The organism is Paenibacillus polymyxa (genome assembly GCF_018614975.1).
Lineage (GTDB): Bacteria > Bacillota > Bacilli > Paenibacillales > Paenibacillaceae > Paenibacillus > Paenibacillus polymyxa_E.
Map to the genome: position 1 here is coordinate 39,501 of NZ_JAGGNR010000042.1, position 18,781 is coordinate 58,281.

The following is an 18,781-nucleotide window of genomic DNA, read 5'->3' on the forward strand; positions in this document are numbered from 1 at the left end:
CTCTCGGCTTGTACCCTCTGGCGATATATGGCAAAACCTATCTCCATCATAACGCTTGTATGTCTTTTTGAAAAGGATAATTGACCTGTGTCCAAAAGTTACCGAATGACTGAGAGGCTCGAAATTCGTTGTTTTTTGCATTTTTGAACTCTACAATGAAATTAATCACTATATTTATCCACATACCCACAGGCTTGTGGATAGTTTGTTTATAACTATGTGAGCAAATCTATGGTTATCCACATTTCTATACACAACATGTTAACAACCCGAATATTTGTTCGCTGAATAAATGCTTTTTGGAAGGAGTTATATTGTAATGGATGACCATTCTCTCCAGCCCGATCTTGGGAATTTATCTGAGGAGGCTCAACATGAGCACTGGATGCGGGAGGCCATTGCCGAGGCCTACAAGGCTGAGGCTCTTGGGGAAGTGCCGATTGGAGCTGTAATTGTACAAAATAACCAAATTATTGGCCGAGGATACAATCTGCGTGAAACTACACTGGATTCCACTGCCCACGCAGAGATGGTGGCTATTCGTCAGGCTAGCGAGACCATCGGAGCTTGGCGTTTGTTGGATTGTTCTCTGTACGTCACACTGGAACCTTGTCCGATGTGTGCAGGTGCAATTGTACAATCCAGGGTCCCCCGCGTAATCTATGGTACGGCTGATCCCAAGGCAGGCTGTGCAGGTACACTGATGAACCTGCTACAGGAGCCTCGTTTTAACCATCGCACCGAGGTGATCCCGGATATCCTTCAGCCTGAATGCTCCACGATGCTAACTCAATTTTTTAGACGTCTGCGCCAGAAGTTAAAGTAGTCACCGACTACAAACATCCCAATTAGAAAGGAAGTGTGCTGTAATGGCACTAACACTCTATGATACAGCTAATGGCATAAGCCTTCGGTTGCTCACACCCCAGGATACACAGTCCTACCTGGACCTGATTCAGGTCACACGCGTCCCATACCAGGCTGTAGAACCCGTGCGAGACGATGAATTCTATACACTTGAAGCTCAGACTCGGCGGATTAAGGATCGGGTCAAGGCATCAGAAGAAGGTACAGGGTATCAATTTGGAATCTATACCATTAAAGACAGTCTGTTGATTGGACAAGTAAGTATCAACAATGTTGTATTAGGCGTTGCCAATTATGCTGATATGGGTTACTTTATCCATCCGGATTATCAGGGCGGCGGACGAATGACAGCAGCGGTTAAACTGGCCGTAGCTTATGGCTTCCGTGCGCTGAAGTTAAATCGGGTTCAGGCTGCGGTATTACCCTCCAACAAAGGTTCACAGCGCGTACTGGAGAAGAATGGATTCCAGTTTGAAGGTACTGCTCGCAAATACCTCAAGATCAACGGCAAATATCAGGATCATCAGATCTATGCTGTACTTGCTGAAGACTTGGACGAACTTACGAATTAATTAATTTAGAAATTCCCACACAATTAATATTCCAAACCGCACTAACCTACCAGCCACGATTCAAAATTAAAATCAATTATTTTGCGGATATCCCCTCTTACGCTGTGTAACAAAAAACCGCCTGTATCCAAGCGGAAGGAGGTTATCCTTCACTTGAATCACAAGCGGTTTGAAATCAGCGAGATTAGTATCCGTATGAAGCGTTCATCAGTTCTTCGAACTCTTGCATAGTAATTACGTCATCGCCAGTAGGGATATTGATTTTGAATGCTGCTTTTTCGTTAATCTTGGTATACGTATTGGAACCGGTAAATGCCAGTTTCACTTCGTCTTTTGTATCTTCCGGCTTGATCAGTAGATCAGCGACCATCTTTTGATATACAGGGAAGTCGTTTTTGTCCAATGCGAAATCGATGTTGAATTGATTGATTGTCAGAACATCTTTCAATTTATCCAAGTCTTTAGCCATTTCAGCCTGATCTGCTTCAGTGATCTTCAGATCTTCTTTAGCTTTGTCGATATCAGCCTGATCCATTTGCAGCATTTCACGATATTCCTCTTTGGACAGAATATCCAATACTTTAGGCATAGCTTTTGTTACCAGTACAGTAACTGCTTCTTTAACATTGTCATTATTCACTGAGAATTGTACAACCTGCTTCGCATCTACACCTTCAGGAAGTTGTGCATCTTTGGTGTCTAGATTTTTGAAGAATTTAGCTTGATCGTACTCGCTCAGCACTGCGTCCATGACTTCGTTGCTCAGCTTTTGCGTTTTGGCTGCGTCCATAGCATCCGGGTTCCATTCTGTACCCTCTTGCTCAGCCAATTCTTTCAGATCCAGCTCAAGGAACTTGTTAACAACATTCTCCGGAATCGGGAAGAACGGAATATTCGGCACTTTCACATACAGTTTCTCTGCCGTCATCACCATTGGGATGTTAAAGGTCATACCCATGTCCCCTTTAAGCTCGATGCCAAGAGTCATCTCTGTCTGCATTGGCTCACTTTGGTATACACCCGTTACATTCAATTGAGCATCTTTAAGCATGCTCATAAACTGAGTCATAGTAGGATCTGTTTGAGAAGTATCCCCAGGTTTATAGCTCAATTCATTAATAGTGAAGTTGGAACTCATTTCATACGAAGTCAGTTTGGAAGCATTGGCCGCAGCCGTCTTCAATGCCTCTTTTGGTTCCTGCTTGCTGCTACATGCTGTCAATGCCATAGATACGGTCAACAGCAACGTAAGAAGAAGCGCCCCCATACGTTTAGTCATTTGTTTCTCTCCTCTCGTGATAACCCCAAAAAAAAGTAATTCAATATCAATGATATACCATATCGCCAGATACCGAAACCTAATTTGGGAAAAATGTGATCTTTTCTCTTTAAAATGGCTACAAAGACCTATGTCAGCTTTGGGAATAACCATGTGCCTGTCTTTATATATGTATTAATACGCAAAAGTCCCCTGTTTGGTAACAAGGGACTTTTGCTGTAAATCTGTTTCTTCTATTAACCTTGAGGATTCAAATGATCCACGTGGTTTTGATTTTTAACCTTTTTGGAACCCGATAATGGCTCCTGCATGGAAGAGCGTTTGGATGAATGACGATGCTGTTCGGATGCTTGCGCTTCCGGTACGGGAATTGTTTTTGGTTTACTCATATTATTGCCCCCTCATCATTGTTAGGAATGGGATGGGTCCCTATCTTCCGTTTTGTCATGATTCAGTGCATCCTGATGACGGCGATCATTAATATCTTGCTGAATTTGCTGGGCATGATGACTGTTTACGGCAGGCTGCTCCAGATCATCGACTACATTTTGCAGGTTTTTGTCTACTCCCGCTTTGGTTTTAGTCAATTGAGTTCACTCCTTCAGATTTCAGGCTATTATCTCGTCTGGGATTGTAGCGACTGGGCGCATTCATGAATGTGCCGTGTATAATCGTGAGCCAGTTCCTGAATCGGTTCTGTTCGCTCATCAGTCGTTCGTCCATCCCGTTCCACATCAATCAGCTGTACGCTGACTTCACGGGAATCGACATATGCACATTTGAAATCAAAAGAGTACATCTCGTGCCCTGCTGTAGCAATGTGTATCCGAATCGCCTGCTGATCGGCTTCATCGGCCATTACCTGAGCCTGGTCTCCAACATTCAGGACTTGAGGCAAACGTTCTTGCCAAGCCCCTACAAGCTCTGTCTGATCGATGTTTAACTCGCGGTTCATCTTACCACCTCCACTCCTATAAAGTGCGGCGATGAAGATGTTTTTATACATATTAGCCTTATTCAAAATATAACGTTGTACTGTGCAACGTGTACTTCGGTCACCAACCTGTATGCTCACTACGTTGAACAAACTCACAACGCAAAAAAGGACCCGAGCGAGATCGCTTGAGTCCTTGTTATAAGTGTAGTATGGCGGAGAGGGTGGGATTCGAACCCACGTGGAGTTGCCCCCTAACGGTTTTCAAGACCGCCCCTCGCTATAATACACCGCAATCCCTTATGCTGATTGACTTCATGGCACTTTATTGTTGAACCGCTACAGCGGTCTGAGTTAAACGTTGATTTCGGTACGTGACCGTTAGATAAGTTGATTTTATTACCTTTATACATATCTAGTCAACCTAGGAAGGCCAATTTTTTTCATACATCGACAGAAGATTAACCTTATGAAAAAAACACTATCTGTTCATACAAATCATCTTTCTATTTCCATATTGTATGTCCAACTTTAATTGGAAGAGATTTAATAATCTCTTTGAAAGCTTCCAGTTCTGTCTGTGGGGTTTTCCAAACATAATCTTCCAACATTTCAGGTATCAATCCTTTATTGCCTTGTTCATCTTCAAACTGTAGTGTAATAATAGTAAACTGCTTTCGGTTTAGTTGTTCTTTTATGGCATAATCAATTTCTTTTTCTAAGTATTTTTCATCCTTAAATTCCGGAGTAATAAAAAATACCACAGCACAAGATTGTTTAAAACCTTGTCGAATAGACCTCATTAATTGAACTCCAGCAGGCATATCTTCTTCGTCAATCCATGGGTCAAACCCAAGTTCTTTCAAAAGCTGATAATACTTCCTAACCAAAGGCTTATTAGCTCCTTTATGACTTAAAAAAACTTTTTTCGGAGCTTTTTCACGTATCTCATCTTCTGATATAGTCAAACTAAAGAAACGGACATCATTTAAACCATCCTCATAAATAGGTGTGACACTTATTAAACCATTCATCCATTGGCATTGATTAAATAACGAGGGGAAGGCAAGCCCAAGTTTGTTTAAGTCAATGAAGTAAATATCGTTCTCAACTGAAATCCAATCTTTTGTTTTTATTATCTCATCAACCACGTATTTTATTTCTCTGTCATGAATATTATTTGTAAAACAGAAATCAATTGATATACCATCTTTAATATGATGGGTCTCATGATTAGTCAATTGAACATGTGTTTCATTTTTATCTTGAACCGTGATTGAAATCTTTCTCATGTGAATAGTTCCTCATTTTCTTTAAGATAATTTTGATAGTAGCGATTAAATGAGCGCGCTACACTTAATGTATCATTAATACTAGCATTGCCATCTACATCTAGATGATTATTATTCCAAAAAGTTACGACTGAATTGCTATTTTTGGGTTGTAATTTGATATACTCAAAATTAATCTCGGGTATTTTCAAAGCTTGCTTATACTCACTCGAATAATTTAGCCCTTCCCCATAAATTAAAAGTTTGTCAAAATACTCATATTCGTCATCACCGTCAATAAACATCTCCATTAAATTATTACTAAAGTCATGTTCAAAAAAATACTGAACCATTTTCTTATTTGTTAGTTGAACAGGCGTTAGACAATCTGGTAACGAATGAACCACCTTAAGATGCTCTTCATACTGATTATTGTGAGTTTTGTCTTTTAGTATTATCCATAAAAGAGAATCAAACATTAACAATACGATACTCTCAGATGAAACCGAAATAAATTCTTTCTCAAATTCATTTTGTTTAATACAAACTTTGCTGTTATAACTTTTTTTGAGATGATTCAAGAAATGAATGATATTTTTTTTATTTTCTCTGAGCATTTTAAAATGGAACACTATCGATTCATTCATATTCCCACTTCTCTTTTCAAATAATCGGATATTAAATCCCTAGCATTCTTTTAATCTTTTCCTCATTTTTCAAATTGCTGTCCATTAAACTTCCCATAAAAACGTCTTTCAAGTCTTTGTAGGCATCCTTAATAATATCTTTAATAGTATGTTCATTATTTTCAATATAAATTCTTAATGCATTTGCCTTACTCTTATCATTTACAATCCCTGCCAAAATTGTATGTTTTAGCGGGACTCCCTCTGCATCATAAGTTGTATAAACAATTTTAAACTCAATTTGAAGAATAACTCGGTTACTAAGTATATGCACCTTGACTTCCGACTTATTAAACAAATCGCCAATGTCACAACCATAAGCCTGACTTTTAATTCTATCCTTTAAATCCTTATTCATTGAATCTTCGTGGTCAAATTTAATATCGACGCATTGGAAACTACTGAAACTTCTTGAATTTTCAATTTCCAAAAACAAGTCCAGTAATTTTATTGTGTTAGGGTTAATGTTGTCATAGACTTTTGCTGAACGTCCATTTTCACTCACTGCAAATCTTAGTAGTTTACTCATCTTAGGTGCAGATAGCTTAATTTTTATATGTTCATCATCAGCTAAAAATCTAAGAAAGTTTAGTACAACAGTTTTTATAGAATGGAATTTTACTGAGTTAGATGTCTGAAAATATACGATTTGTTTATCAAAGTATATCTCCACTACAACCTGTTGTACCTCAAAATAATTTTTACTTAACATATTCTGATTGTTATAAATAAATCTCTCGTTTTTTCTTGTAAATTTAAACAGACTTCCTTTAGAATTAGAGCCTGAATCTAGTAGCTGAATCTCGGCATTAAAGGATTCCCTTTCCGAACTCTTATTCTGCTGAGAATCCTTTTTCCATTCTGAAATTTTACTTTTTAGTAAGTCTCCGCTTATACCCTCAAATTTATAATTAAATGACATAAAGAAACCATCTGTTGTGTCCAAATCTGGATTAAATGCCGCTTGTCTGAACTGATGGAAAATTTCTTTGGACAAGATTCCCTCCCTGAAGCTCCTTTCAAGAGCATATATAATTTCACTAACCTTTTGTGCATCGGATGGCAATTTGATTTTATTTTTATTTATTATTGAAGTTAACTCACGCTGATTCAATAGTTTTAAAGCATGTCTAAATGTTGTAATTTCTTCTAAAGAGGGTTTTAATTGTTGTTCCGTTCGAATACCACGTCTTTGTTCATCTTCTTGTTGTTTAATATCCTTAGTGCCAGTTGCTACAGGCAACATAGATTCTTCAAGATTTGCCATTGTTATAAGTCCTTCTTCCCGTCTTCTAATGGAATGTAGGTATATTATCTCATAATCTAACAAGCAAATCATCAATATTTTTCCATAATAAATATATCACAACAGCAAAACCAGAACAAGAGTTCCCTTTTGAATGTTTTAATCGCCAATGAACCATCTTCGTATAAATATAAATGATTTCTGCTATTACGATACTGAGAAAGAATATTACTGATAATATACCTTATCGGAACCCGTCTATATATAATGAAGGGGGATATTCAACCCTTCCACGACCAACCACCGAAATGAGACTTAGGCAGGTTCATCCATTAAACCTGGGTTTTTCAAGGGTCACTTTACTAAAATAATGTGAATCCTCCCTCCATTTCTATAGGGGTGGGGGTCTAAATCATAGAAAAAATACTTTTAGTAATATTCACGAATCGGCGGCTACAAAAAAATCGGGGCTGACGGCGGCCCGCGAAGTCTGGACGAGGCCGATATAACATAAAGAAAAAGTAGGACTTCACTCTACTATAAGTGATTGACCTACTTTACCTTAATGTTATTCATCTCTCATAAAAGGTGCTTGTTTATGAAGTCTCTATTTTTACAAACCGCATCATCAAGCAAATCCCTTATAACCTCTGACTTACCTAGCCCTGTAGCTAAAGCATACAATTCGATAAACTTGTCTTGAGTAGCGGTTATGCTAAATGTAACCCGTTTGATACTATCCAACATAATCACCGCCAATCTCTGGTTCAGCCCCCTCCAATGCCTTCAAAAGAGCCCTCTTAGCTTCAGCCATCTGTTCTCCCATCCTACTAATACTGAGCAACTGGAATAGCATTGGCAAACATCTCATTCTCACTATTCTTTCCCTTCTCCCATCAGCAGACCTTATATAGTCAATGGAGTTTCTTACTCCCATATCATTATCAGCGACTTTTATTATGTCTGCTACTGATAGCCCCGTCACCCTAGATATACTTTCTAAATCTACATAGTTAACTCTGTGATGGTTCATTACCATAGGATTCTTAACGGACAACACTCTAATGCCATCTAATACTTCTTCCCTAATTAATTTTAGCTCTATAATATGAATCTTCTCCTTCTATTTAATAAAAACGTAACGGAGAGGAGATACTCCTCTCTATATATGAAGTAAATGAATTGGGATACGTAGTCATAACTTCCTACCCGCATCCGATTTATGCTGTTTATGTGCAAATCTGTTTATATTGAATAGTGCTTCTATAAATCACAAGCTCTACAGCTTAGTGATTTAATCATCTTAGCTTAGTGTCGTAGCATGGGCATAGCTAGATGATTATATCCCCTTCTTCAAGGTTTTATAGCTTGATGATAACGACCTGCCTATGATTATGTATCCATCAGGGGGGCAACATTCTGCTAAGCAACATTCTGGTTGGCAATATTTTGACAAGCACATAACATCTATTCACCTAATTCTTAGTGCCGCCACCAATAGGAGTGATTACGTGAGCGCTTAGATTTAGACGACCACTTGCATAAGATATATCTTATCCATTGGCAAGTAGAGTATAGTTTTGATATTAATACGTCATATTGTCTATTCCTCTGCCAATGTAAATTTGATTTTACACATGCGGCATATAATTCATTCCAGTCAGGCGGCAAGTACCCTAACCATTTAACTAAGGTGGCTGGGTACTTCAATCATATATATGTTATATCATTATCTAAGCTATATATTCTTTGCTAATGCCTATAATTTGAATCGTCAACAGGGACATTTTGAATAAGATTGACGATTGCTTGCTTCGCTTCGCGGTAAAAGGATTGTTTTGGGTAACAAACAACCTAACACCTTTGCCTAAGGTTATAACTATAATAATTATATATATCTTCTAAGATAAGAGAGATACTACTTTTGGGAAATCACTGAAACCCTTATGTCTCTAGGGCTGAGACCACTTTATAGTTTGCAAAAATACCCCTCGATTGTTCAATATTCCTGCAAAAACACCCCTCGATTGAGATTGCATTTGCCTTTTATAAAATTTGTGTATATCACTTTCCGGTACATGGTAGAGGAACAGCGCATTAATTACGGCTCTGTTCCGTCAAAGTAAAGTCTGATTTCACTAGTTCTGGTGCAACACCTCTATAGAATAATGATGGATTGACTTTGTAAACACTGTTCTTGCCAGCCTTAAACGAACCGAACACATGCACGCCAGATAGTTTAATCCTAAGATGTTCCTTGACATTCTTTTCGTCCATACCAGTGATTTCTACTACATCCCTTAGAGATAGTGCTTCTGCACTGGAAAAATCCTTTTCGTAAGGATGCCTTACAAGGTGATTACTTTCAAAGTGCATATATGGGAGTATACGATATAAGAAACCAATATCAGCGGGCTTTATATCCTGCTGACTGTACAGTTCATGCATAGCTTCGATGAAAACCTTGACTAGTCTAGTCTCTTTGCTTGTTCCCCTTAGGCAATAGGCTTTACTGATGTAAAGCGCTTCATATTCTTTCTTAAATAAAGAAACCCTTTGGCTTTGTATTAAGCCTAATTCCATGAACTTTCTGAGCAAGTTGGAATATGTTCTTTTATCTCTTATCCTTAGTACTTCCGCTAGTCCCTTCTCAGTCATAGGTATTCTTGCATCTAACGACATTTTAAGCATGTTATCATAACCTATATATAATTGAAGCACCAAAAAATACCCCAACTCCTTTGTACTCAACCTCTCCATTGTCGCTAATTGTTTTGCTCCTTCCATATTCACCATTGTAAATGGATTTCCCGTCCTGTTCCTGTAAGTCTCCAGCTTCCCCCTCCTTCTAGCCGCTTCCCGCATTTCAGGGGTTATTACTATGCAATCGGTTCGTTCTTCCCCATTCCCATCTATTACTCTATTAACTCTACTTCTCTTTAATCTTTTGTCTGCTTCTTCGAGTAGCTCACGCGCTATACTCATTCTTTTCCCGCTCCTGCCGCCATAACTTTGTTAGATTCAATCCATTTAGCCACTTCAGCAAGCTGATACCTGACCATGTTGTATGATAATTTGACCGAAGGTAATCCCTCATGTTTCCATCTGCATAGCGTGCGTTTAGAAATGCTGTACTTGTCACACACTATATTTGAACTCACTAAACTTTCCATTACCACTTCTCCTTTGATTAATCTACTATAAGAGCTTTGATTCTGACTTAATATGCCTTATTCGGACACATCTATATATTTAAGAAGACAGCTTCAAAAATCCCCACATAGTCGAATGAAATTCAAACTCATAATGGATGCTGGAGAGGGAGGTGGGAACAAAACATCTGGAATGCTGATACTGCCAAAGTTGCGTAAACAAAAAAAGACGACCTCAGTCTAGAAAGTCGCCTACAATCAAATATTAGATTTTAAGGAGAAGTACAGTCTTTCTTTCCTACTGAAATCCGAGGACTTTGCGGCGGCGGGAAAGATAAATATTAGTCCTGCTTGTCCTGACGATTTTTAATAAATTCAATGAGCTCCTCCGTTGTCTCCCATCCTTGAATGACCCTATCTAATCTACGAACTAAATCGTAGTTAGCATCTCCCCCAAATCTATATTGCCTAAAAACCATTTTTATCAAATGGTTTAATTTTGTGCGAGTATTTTCAGTATATTGATTAAACTCACCAGCCATCTCCAAGAACATCAAAGCTGTTTCATCTTCGATAATTTGCTCTAACGGCTTTTTTGTGCTCATGGCGCCCACTCCTAATAATTAATATATTCGTTGTTCCGCTGACTTCAATCTTCTCGTCTTTTCTTCTCATTTGAGGACTTCATTTGTTCTGCCGTCAGTTTCTTAATAGGTTTTGATTTAGAATATTTCCTTAAAGTCCTTATCCTTCTGTATTCCTCAATTCCAATAATTTTGCTCACTTGCTTCAATCGTATTCCTCCTCAAAGTTATTTCTTAAACTTTTGCTCAATCAGATACAGGATGGCACCAAATAGCATTCCAATTACAAACCAATAAGTTTTTAGAAATTCTTTAATTCCATTCCCTAAATCAGCATCGATATGGTTAAGAATACTGGTTGAAAACAAACCAAAACACCCCCCTTATTATTTCGTAAGGGGGGTAGTGAAGTTATATTATAAGTAGTATTATAAGTGGTATTCCCTTCCATATTTTATCACAAAAATTACGCTAATGTTAGCCTACATAGTGCTCATCATCTTATCTACAACATCGCTTAGATACTTTTCTGAAAATGCCCAGAAGTTCAGGTGGTAGTTACACCATCTTCCCAGCCATACCTTAGTCCATAAGCACCGCTCAGTCCCCTCTGTTCATAAACTTCTCATATTGCTCACGAACATCAGCAACATCCTGATTAACATAACGGTTGACCATTTCCATTGATGAATGTCCGAGCAATCGTCGTAATGAAAAAGGGTCACCTGTTGCTTTTATATAACGAGTAGCAAATGTATGGCGGAATGTGTGAGGGCTTATACGAACCCCCGTAATTTTTGCCTTCTTCCCGATGTAGCTAATACATCTTGTTGCCCAATTCTTATCTAATGGCTGACCATATTCATTTAGAAATAAGTTTGGAGCTTGTCCGTTCATCTCATGCCAAGCAAGGTAAATAACCAATAGTTCTTGGGTTCTTACTCCAAAGTAAACTGTCCGTGCTTTTCTAGTTTTAGCTGATTCTGCACGTACGGAAGCAGAGCGATTCTGTAAATCAATTTCCTCTACAAATATTCTCATGCACTCCCCAATACGCACCCCAGTATCAAGCAGAAAAGACATCAATAATGCATCACGCAGTCCCAAGAAAGTAGTCAATTCACAGCAATTGAAGAGCTTTCTTTCCTGTGCCTTTGAAATCACTTGGAAATCTTCCTCAGGTACCTTCAATAACTCAACATTTTCAAATGGAGATTCTTTTATGATTCTTTCACTTATAGCCCAATTGAACATTGCCTTAACTGTACGTAATCTAATATTTATTGTTGAAGGCTTCAACCTCTGTACCGTCAACATAGATGAAATCCATACACGGATGACATCACGGTTAGGTACAAAGTTATCAAGACCGCTGTACTCGTTGGCTAAGAAACGCCGAAACCAGTTCATATGCTTTCTGTAGTCTTCTAAGGTGCGTTCTGCCGCCCCTGCCGCTTGTCGTGCGGCGTAGTAACGGTTAAATAGCTTGTCCAGTGTCAACGTCTCAGGGCGAGGTTTCTCGGCTTCTTGAAGCGTGGACCGGGGCGTTTCCAAGACCGAAGGAGTAAGGCGGTCTAATAACCGCTGGGGAATGTCTAAATTATTCTTCCTTTGCCCGCGCTTTTGCGGTGTTTTTCCATTACTTAAACTCATATTTAATACCTCCCGTTAGAATTATCTCTAACGGTCACGAACACAAAAAAACGCACCAGACCGCTGTTCAACAGTCTAGTGCGTTTCAATCGTAATCACCGCAAAACCTTATGCGGTGTGCAATTTAAAAGTTATGGCGGAGAGGGTGGGATTCGAACCCACGTGGAGTTGCCCCCTAACGGTTTTCAAGACCGCCCCGTTATGACCGCTTCGGTACCTCTCCAGGAAATTAACTTTTATAAACTTGCCACGAAAAGTATCATACCACATCTCGACATTATAATGCAACCTTTTTGTATCGAAATTTATAATCCGTATCAGACAACTGCCTCAGTTATACAAAACACTCCAATCCGCCATTCAGGAATGACGGATTGAATTTGTATTCCTCTTGATGAGAATAGTCACTTATTCTTAAGAGCGACGTGCAATCACACTTGTGCCGCCCATATAAGGACGCAATGCTTCAGGAATGACAACCGTACCATCTTCCTGTTGATAGTTCTCCAGGATAGCGGCTACCGTCCGACCAACGGCCAATCCTGATCCGTTCAATGTATGCACAAATTCCGGTTTGGCTTTTGGCTCTCTGCGGAAACGGATATTGGCACGGCGTGCCTGGAAGTCCTCACAGTTGGAGCAAGAAGAAATCTCACGATAGGTATTGCTCTCAGGTAACCATACCTCAATATCATATGTTTTAGCTGAAGTGAAGCCCATATCTGCGGTACACAATGTCAGGACGCGATACGGCAAGCCCAATAATTGAAGCACACGCTCCGCATTTTGAGTCATTTGCTCCAGCTCTTCATATGAAGTCTCTGGAGTAGAGAGCTTGAGTAGCTCTACTTTGTTAAACTGATGCTGACGAATCAATCCGCGTGTATCTCGTCCGGCCGAACCGGCTTCAGAACGGAAACAAGAGCTGTATGCCACAAAATGCTTAGGCAATTGATCTAGATTCAGAATCTCTTCGCGATGGTAGTTCGTTACCGGAACTTCAGCAGTAGGAATTAGATAATATTCGGTATCTTTCAACTTGAACAGGTCTTCTTCAAACTTAGGCAGTTGACCTGTTCCAAACAAGCTGTCCCGATTAACGATGTATGGAGGCAGAATCTCTTCATATCCATGTTGATCGCTGTGCAGATCCATCATGAAGTTAATCAATGCACGTTCCAGACGCGCACCCAGACCTTTATAAAAGGTAAACCGGGAACCTGTTACTTTGGCAGCCGCTTCAAAATCAAGGATATCGAGATCCTGTGCAATTTCCCAGTGTGCTTTTGGTGCAAAAGTAAATGACTTCGGTTCTTCCCAACGACGAATCTCAACATTGTCGTCTTCAGAAATTCCAATAGGTACGCTTTCGTTAGGAATGTTCGGAATCGCCATTGTGAGATCATTGATCTTCACTTCCAGTTCCCGAACTTCTTCGTCCATGGCTTTAATTCGATCAGAGACTTCGCGCATCTCCACAATCAGATCATCAGCATTCTCACGATTTTTCTTCAGTCTAGCAACTTCCGCGGAGACCGTATTCCGACGACTCTTCAGCGTTTCACTCTCTTGAAGCAATTCCCGACGCTTGGCATCCATCTCGGTAAATCCAGCGATAAGATCCAGCGATTTGCCACGTTTAGTCAATGCTTCTTCTACACGCGCATACTCATTACGCAATATTTTCACATCAAGCACGATATACCCCTCCTAAATAACCTCACAACGTGAAGCCTTATGTTAAATCCATTCTCATAACTCTACTGTATATACCTTACTATATACTTATCGGAACCTGTAACCCAAAAAACAACCTATATCCCCGGTGTCACCCTCCGCTGCGATTCCCGCTTTGAAGCAGATACAGGCAACATCAGGCATCCGTTCAGATGCAACTGCCATCCAGCGGCCTTACAAGGCTTCTGGGGAAGTGATCCGATGACCGGGAGATCATAGGTTGTACATCATGCATTAGTTAGCGTCTGATGAGTGTTTATAGGATCTGGCCATGTCTACAAAATAAGTATGCAGACGATAATCATCCGTCAACTCCGGATGGTAGGAACAAGCCAGCAAATGCCCCTGACGAGCCGTAACAATCTCATCCTTGTATGTGGAGAGAACCTCAACCTGGTCTCCGACACTCTCGATCAAGGGCGCGCGTATAAACACAGCCCTTACCGTTTCCTCAATGCCTTTGACTGGCAAATCCGTCTCAAAACTTTCTCTCTGCCGTCCAAATGCATTTCGGGATACAGTCATATCCATTAGCTCCAAATGAGCTTCTTCTTGCCCTGCAATGTGTTTAGCCATAACGATCAAGCCTGCACAGGTACCAAATACCGGTTTGCCCTCAGCAGCAAACGCGCGAATGGCATCCATAAACCCATACTTGCGCATCAGTTTACCGATCGTTGTGCTTTCCCCGCCAGGAAGGATAAGACCATCCAAGTCCTCCAATTGCTGAACCTGTTTGATTGCTATACCTTCTGCTCCAGCACGTTCAATACTTCGAATATGCTCTGTGACAGCTCCTTGAAGTGCTAAAACGCCGATCTTCATACGCTCATTCCCCTTCTCTTACCAGCCACGATCTTGCATACGCTCGGAAGGTGCAAGTTTGGAAATCTCAATGCCTTTCATCGCTGCTCCAAGATCCTACGTGAATTCTAACTTGATATTTTACCGGAAAAATTGTAAATATACAATCCATCCGGTCGGAATAACTTGTGTTTTGTCAATGATATGACCTTGTAAGCATTAAAATCATGAGTATGCTTTTTTCATGAAGTTTACTAAGGATTAGAACAGGTTTTTGATTCCGTCAAAGAGATCTACGAAGAAATCCTTCACGGCACGGAAGAACAAACGGAACCATCCGCCTTTTTCAGCCTCTTCAGCAGTGATCAAGTTCACTGTTTTTTCCTGAGGCTCAATTCCATCTGCTTTATACGTGTACGTTACCGTACCAACCTTCGTACCTGCCTTGATTGGTGCTACCAGCTTGTCAGCCTCAGTTACGTTAGCTTTGAACGTCACATTAAGGTTCTGAGTACCTTTGGGAACAACGAAACTTACCGCATTATCTGTTACAACAGGAACAGTTGTTTCTTTCCCTTTTTTCAAAGGTACCGCTTCCCAGCCCGTCACTTTGGTCTTGCCTGCGACAGCCTGTTTCACTTCAAAGTTGTTAAATCCATAGTCCAATACCTTTTTAGTTTCTCTGAAACGTGCGGATTCCGAATCTGTGCCCATAACAACACTAATTAGACGCATACCGTTACGTTCTGCTGTACCTGTAAAGTTATTACCTGCGTTCGTGGTATGGCCTGTTTTCATTCCATCCAGACCTTCATAAGCATAGCTTTTGAAATTGGTTATATTTTTATTCGCTTCCAACATCCAGTTGTAATTGATAATTGGAGCTTTATCATTTGGACGGAACTTATAGGATTGAATAGTTGTAAAATCTTTGTAGTCCGGGTGATCCATGATGATATATCTGCACAGAATCGCTGCATCCAGTGCGGACATCACTGTTTCCTTGTCTTCCGCCGGGCGGAAGTCGGCAGGCATATCTGCTCGATCGAGACCGGAAGAGTTGATGAAGAACGTATCCTTCATGCCCATACGCTTCGCTTCATCATTCATCATTTTCACGAAAGCTTCTTCCGAACCGGCAACATACTCAGCCAAAGCAACCGTAGCATCATTAGCAGAGCCAACAGCCATTGCAATATAGAGATCCTTAACTGTGTGCTCGTCACCTTCCGCCAGGAAGATACGTGATCCGACACTTTGTGCAGCATTCTTTTTGACAGTTACAATATCGTCCCAACCGAATTTCCCTTGTTTGACTTGTTCAGCGACAATGTACTCTGTCATCATCTTGGTCATACTCGCAGGTGGCATCGCTTTATCCGCATCGACAGACAGGAGAATCTGCCCTGTTGAAGCCTCCATTAGCACCGCTGATCTAACCTCAAGGCCAAGTGAGTCTACCCCAGGCACCTGTACGGCTTTCTCCGTCTTCGTTGTTGTGGCCGCAGCAGTCATAACCTGACTGGAGTTATCCGCAGCTGCCATGACAGGCATTACTGCAGACATGCAAAGCATGTTAATTAGCATTACCGAGGCTACGCTCTTTTTGAGCATTTGGCGTTTCTTTTTATTCATGTGTTTGGCTTTCAATTGATGAATACTCCCTTCGATCCAAAGCATTGTTAAATGCTTCGGTGCAGCTTATACTGCGATTTTCTTGTTCCCTAACCTGCGTGTTTGATGTATGAGGTGTGTGCTATGCGCTGTATCGAACGAGCAATATTATTGCTCCTAAAGTTCGTTATCGATTGTCACTTAGTCCGCATTTTGCAAATGCTTATGTAAAAGGACGTCCGCGCTTCTGTTTAACTGGCAGCCTGTTCTGGCACTGCATTTGCTTTTCAAAACCATATTCATAGATTCACGTCAAATAGCCGCCGCAACGCCTTAATCCAAGCTTGGATCGTCACCGCTTGTTCTATTCTATCACAGGGGTATCTGCAAAAAAAGACAGACCCGGTGAAAATCACCGAGCCTGTCCTGGAAATGATTAGCTCTCTTCAGATTACAACGAGTAGTTAGGTGCTTCTTTGGTAATCTGTACATCATGGGGATGACTTTCGCGCAGTCCCGCACCTGTAATTCGGATAAAGCCTGTATCGTTACGAAGCTGCTCCAGGTTGCTTGTACCGCAATAACCCATACCGGAACGCAGACCACCAATCAGTTGGTGAATCGTATCAGACAATGGCCCTTTGTAAGCGACACGACCTTCGATACCTTCCGGAACCAGTTTCTTGTCATCATCTTGGAAGTAACGATCTTTACTCCCTTGTTTCATTGCAGCCATTGAACCCATACCGCGATATACTTTGTAGCTACGCCCTTGGAAGATCTCAGTTTCCCCCGGGCTTTCCGCTGTGCCGGCAAACAAACTTCCCAGCATCACCGCGTGTGCGCCTGCAGCCAGTGCCTTCGTAATTTCACCGGAATATTTGATTCCGCCGTCCGCAATAATCGGAACTCCATATTCGCGTGCCACCGTTGCACAATCGTAGACTGCAGTTACTTGAGGTACACCAATACCAGCGATAACACGTGTTGTACAAATCGAACCTGGACCAATACCCACTTTGACTACCGAAGCCCCTGCTTCGATCAGGTCACGAGTGGCTGCGCCAGTAGCGACGTTACCTGCAACGATGGTCAGGCTAGGGAAACGTTCACGAAGCTGACGTACAGCTTCAATGATATTAATGTGGTGTCCGTGAGCCGAGTCTACCGTAATCAAATCGACACCAGCTTGTACCAAAGCTTCTGCACGTTCAAATGTATCTTTGGAAATACCAATCGCTGCACCAACCAACAAACGCCCTTGAGCATCTTTGGCTGCATGAGGGAATTGAATGGCTTTCTCAATATCTTTAATAGTGATAAGACCTTTCAACGTGTTTGTCTCATCAACTAATGGAAGTTTCTCAATCTTATGCTTCTGAAGAATACCTTCAGCTTCTTGCAGTGTAGTGCCAACAGGAGCGGTAACCAAATTCTCACGAGTCATGACTTCGCTAATTTTGATGCCGTAATCATGAATAAAACGCAAATCACGGTTGGTCAAAATACCAACCAGCTTCTGATCTCCTTCAATAATAGGTACACCGGAGATCCGATATTTCGCCATTACTGCTTCCGCATCAGATACCAGATGATCTGCCGTCAGTGAGAACGGGTTGGTAATTACGCCACTCTCCGAGCGTTTAACACGATCTACTTCCTCTGCCTGTTGTTCAACCGACATATTTTTATGGATAATACCGATACCGCCTTCACGTGCAATGGCAATAGCCAATGTCGCTTCAGTTACCGTATCCATACCCGCACTAATCAAAGGAATATTTAGCTTTACACTATCGCTCAAACGAATAGATACATCTACTTCTTTAGGCAGTGTCTCGGATTTCCGTGGCACTAGCAATACATCATCAAAGGTGAGGCCTTCCTTACCAAATTTATCTTCCCACACGCAAGTGTTCCTCCTTATGTTTGCTCAGCTTTACGGTCCAAAACCCGAAGATTCCAGGCTGTATTTTACGCCGAAAATACGTTTTCTGAAAAATTTATTATTGCCATCTTAGCAAAGCGATATTTAGACTGTCAAGGAAAAGTACTTGGTTATATCAGGTGTATTGCCTGATGAACACAACTGTTTTTCCAGAGCGGACAAGTCTAGTTATTACACAAAAAAACGTCAATTCGTATCGAATAACGTTACATTTATACATACTATTGTGCTGATAAATTACCAAATTCAATCTGTATTTTAATCCCATACTGCATAATATAACTATATAATAAAAACCACCACCGAATAACATCGGCAGTGGTTCTTTGCTTGGCGGCGTCCTACTCTCCCAGGACCCTGCGGTCCAAGTACCATCGGCGCTAGAGGGCTTAACGGTCGTGTTCGGGATGGGTACGTGTGGAACCCCTCCGCCA

Annotated in this window: 19 protein-coding genes, 1 tRNA gene and 1 rRNA gene; 2 read left to right on the plus strand and 19 right to left on the minus strand. The window is 40.8% G+C overall.

What is annotated here, in order from left to right:
- Window positions 1-319 precede the first annotated feature (319 nt).
- Together tadA and J7E78_RS25200 are read left to right on the plus strand one after the other, a co-directional pair.
- Entirely contained in the window at window positions 320-826 is a 507-nt protein-coding gene (gene tadA, locus J7E78_RS25195) for a tRNA adenosine(34) deaminase TadA (protein ID WP_215079041.1), read from the plus strand.
- Between the two features lie 43 nt (window positions 827-869).
- A complete protein-coding gene (locus J7E78_RS25200; RefSeq protein ID WP_215079043.1) occupies window positions 870-1,439 on the plus strand; it encodes a GNAT family N-acetyltransferase in 570 nt (189 codons plus the stop codon).
- A gap of 184 nt (window positions 1,440-1,623) precedes the next feature.
- Here J7E78_RS25200 and J7E78_RS25205 read toward each other — a convergent pair whose 3' ends face one another.
- From J7E78_RS25205 to rrf, 19 genes are all read right to left on the minus strand, one after another.
- Entirely contained in the window at window positions 1,624-2,718 is a 1,095-nt protein-coding gene (locus J7E78_RS25205; RefSeq protein WP_215079045.1) for a hypothetical protein, read from the minus strand.
- Window positions 2,719-2,954: 236 nt separating this feature from the next.
- Entirely contained in the window at window positions 2,955-3,107 is a 153-nt protein-coding gene (locus J7E78_RS25210; protein ID WP_036607296.1) for a small acid-soluble spore protein P, read from the minus strand.
- 21 nt (window positions 3,108-3,128) lie between these two features.
- A complete protein-coding gene (locus tag J7E78_RS25215) occupies window positions 3,129-3,305 on the minus strand; it encodes a hypothetical protein (RefSeq protein ID WP_164783425.1) in 177 nt (58 codons plus the stop codon).
- 29 nt (window positions 3,306-3,334) lie between these two features.
- Window positions 3,335-3,673, minus strand: a complete 339-nt coding sequence (locus J7E78_RS25220; protein ID WP_036607297.1) for a hypothetical protein — start codon at window positions 3,671-3,673, stop codon at window positions 3,335-3,337.
- Between the two features lie 485 nt (window positions 3,674-4,158).
- Window positions 4,159-4,944 (minus strand): toll/interleukin-1 receptor domain-containing protein, encoded by a 786-nt coding sequence (locus J7E78_RS25225; RefSeq protein ID WP_215079047.1) that lies wholly within the window; start codon window positions 4,942-4,944, stop codon window positions 4,159-4,161.
- Entirely contained in the window at window positions 4,941-5,570 is a 630-nt protein-coding gene (locus J7E78_RS25230) for a hypothetical protein (protein ID WP_215079049.1), read from the minus strand. The genes J7E78_RS25225 and J7E78_RS25230 overlap by 4 nt, the downstream gene beginning before the upstream one ends.
- A gap of 31 nt (window positions 5,571-5,601) precedes the next feature.
- Window positions 5,602-6,876, minus strand: a complete 1,275-nt coding sequence (locus J7E78_RS25235) for a hypothetical protein (RefSeq protein ID WP_215079051.1) — start codon at window positions 6,874-6,876, stop codon at window positions 5,602-5,604.
- A gap of 715 nt (window positions 6,877-7,591) precedes the next feature.
- Window positions 7,592-7,888: a hypothetical protein gene (locus tag J7E78_RS25240; RefSeq protein ID WP_215079054.1), complete on the minus strand. Its 297-nt coding sequence runs from the start codon at window positions 7,886-7,888 to the stop codon at window positions 7,592-7,594.
- 1,064 nt (window positions 7,889-8,952) lie between these two features.
- The gene (locus J7E78_RS25245) at window positions 8,953-9,840 is read right to left on the minus strand and encodes a hypothetical protein (protein ID WP_215079056.1); all 888 of its coding nucleotides are present in this window, start codon (window positions 9,838-9,840) and stop codon (window positions 8,953-8,955) included.
- Window positions 9,837-10,028 carry a helix-turn-helix transcriptional regulator gene (locus J7E78_RS25250; RefSeq protein ID WP_175381122.1) on the minus strand — a complete coding sequence of 64 codons (192 nt, stop codon included), beginning with the start codon at window positions 10,026-10,028 and terminating at the stop codon, window positions 9,837-9,839. Before J7E78_RS25250 ends, J7E78_RS25245 begins: the two co-directional genes overlap by 4 nt.
- A gap of 320 nt (window positions 10,029-10,348) precedes the next feature.
- Complete coding sequence (locus tag J7E78_RS25255) at window positions 10,349-10,612, minus strand: hypothetical protein (RefSeq protein ID WP_215079058.1); 264 nt, start codon at window positions 10,610-10,612, stop codon at window positions 10,349-10,351.
- Window positions 10,613-10,656: 44 nt separating this feature from the next.
- Window positions 10,657-10,800, minus strand: coding sequence for a hypothetical protein (locus J7E78_RS25260; RefSeq protein ID WP_215079060.1), 144 nt, complete (start codon window positions 10,798-10,800; stop codon window positions 10,657-10,659).
- A 391-nt stretch (window positions 10,801-11,191) separates the two neighbouring features.
- Window positions 11,192-12,244 carry a tyrosine-type recombinase/integrase gene (locus J7E78_RS25265; RefSeq protein WP_215079062.1) on the minus strand — a complete coding sequence of 351 codons (1,053 nt, stop codon included), beginning with the start codon at window positions 12,242-12,244 and terminating at the stop codon, window positions 11,192-11,194.
- Between the two features lie 134 nt (window positions 12,245-12,378).
- A tRNA-Ser gene (locus J7E78_RS25270) sits at window positions 12,379-12,467 on the minus strand.
- 191 nt (window positions 12,468-12,658) lie between these two features.
- The gene (gene serS, locus J7E78_RS25275; RefSeq protein WP_215079064.1) at window positions 12,659-13,942 is read right to left on the minus strand and encodes a serine--tRNA ligase; all 1,284 of its coding nucleotides are present in this window, start codon (window positions 13,940-13,942) and stop codon (window positions 12,659-12,661) included.
- Between the two features lie 273 nt (window positions 13,943-14,215).
- Window positions 14,216-14,806 (minus strand): pyridoxal 5'-phosphate synthase glutaminase subunit PdxT, encoded by a 591-nt coding sequence (pdxT, locus tag J7E78_RS25280; RefSeq protein WP_215079066.1) that lies wholly within the window; start codon window positions 14,804-14,806, stop codon window positions 14,216-14,218.
- Between the two features lie 240 nt (window positions 14,807-15,046).
- Window positions 15,047-16,435 (minus strand): D-alanyl-D-alanine carboxypeptidase family protein, encoded by a 1,389-nt coding sequence (locus J7E78_RS25285; RefSeq protein WP_215079068.1) that lies wholly within the window; start codon window positions 16,433-16,435, stop codon window positions 15,047-15,049.
- 415 nt (window positions 16,436-16,850) lie between these two features.
- Window positions 16,851-18,308 (minus strand): IMP dehydrogenase, encoded by a 1,458-nt coding sequence (guaB, locus tag J7E78_RS25290; protein ID WP_215079071.1) that lies wholly within the window; start codon window positions 18,306-18,308, stop codon window positions 16,851-16,853.
- A gap of 367 nt (window positions 18,309-18,675) precedes the next feature.
- A 5S ribosomal RNA gene (rrf, locus tag J7E78_RS25295) occupies window positions 18,676-18,781 on the minus strand; the annotation flags it as partial.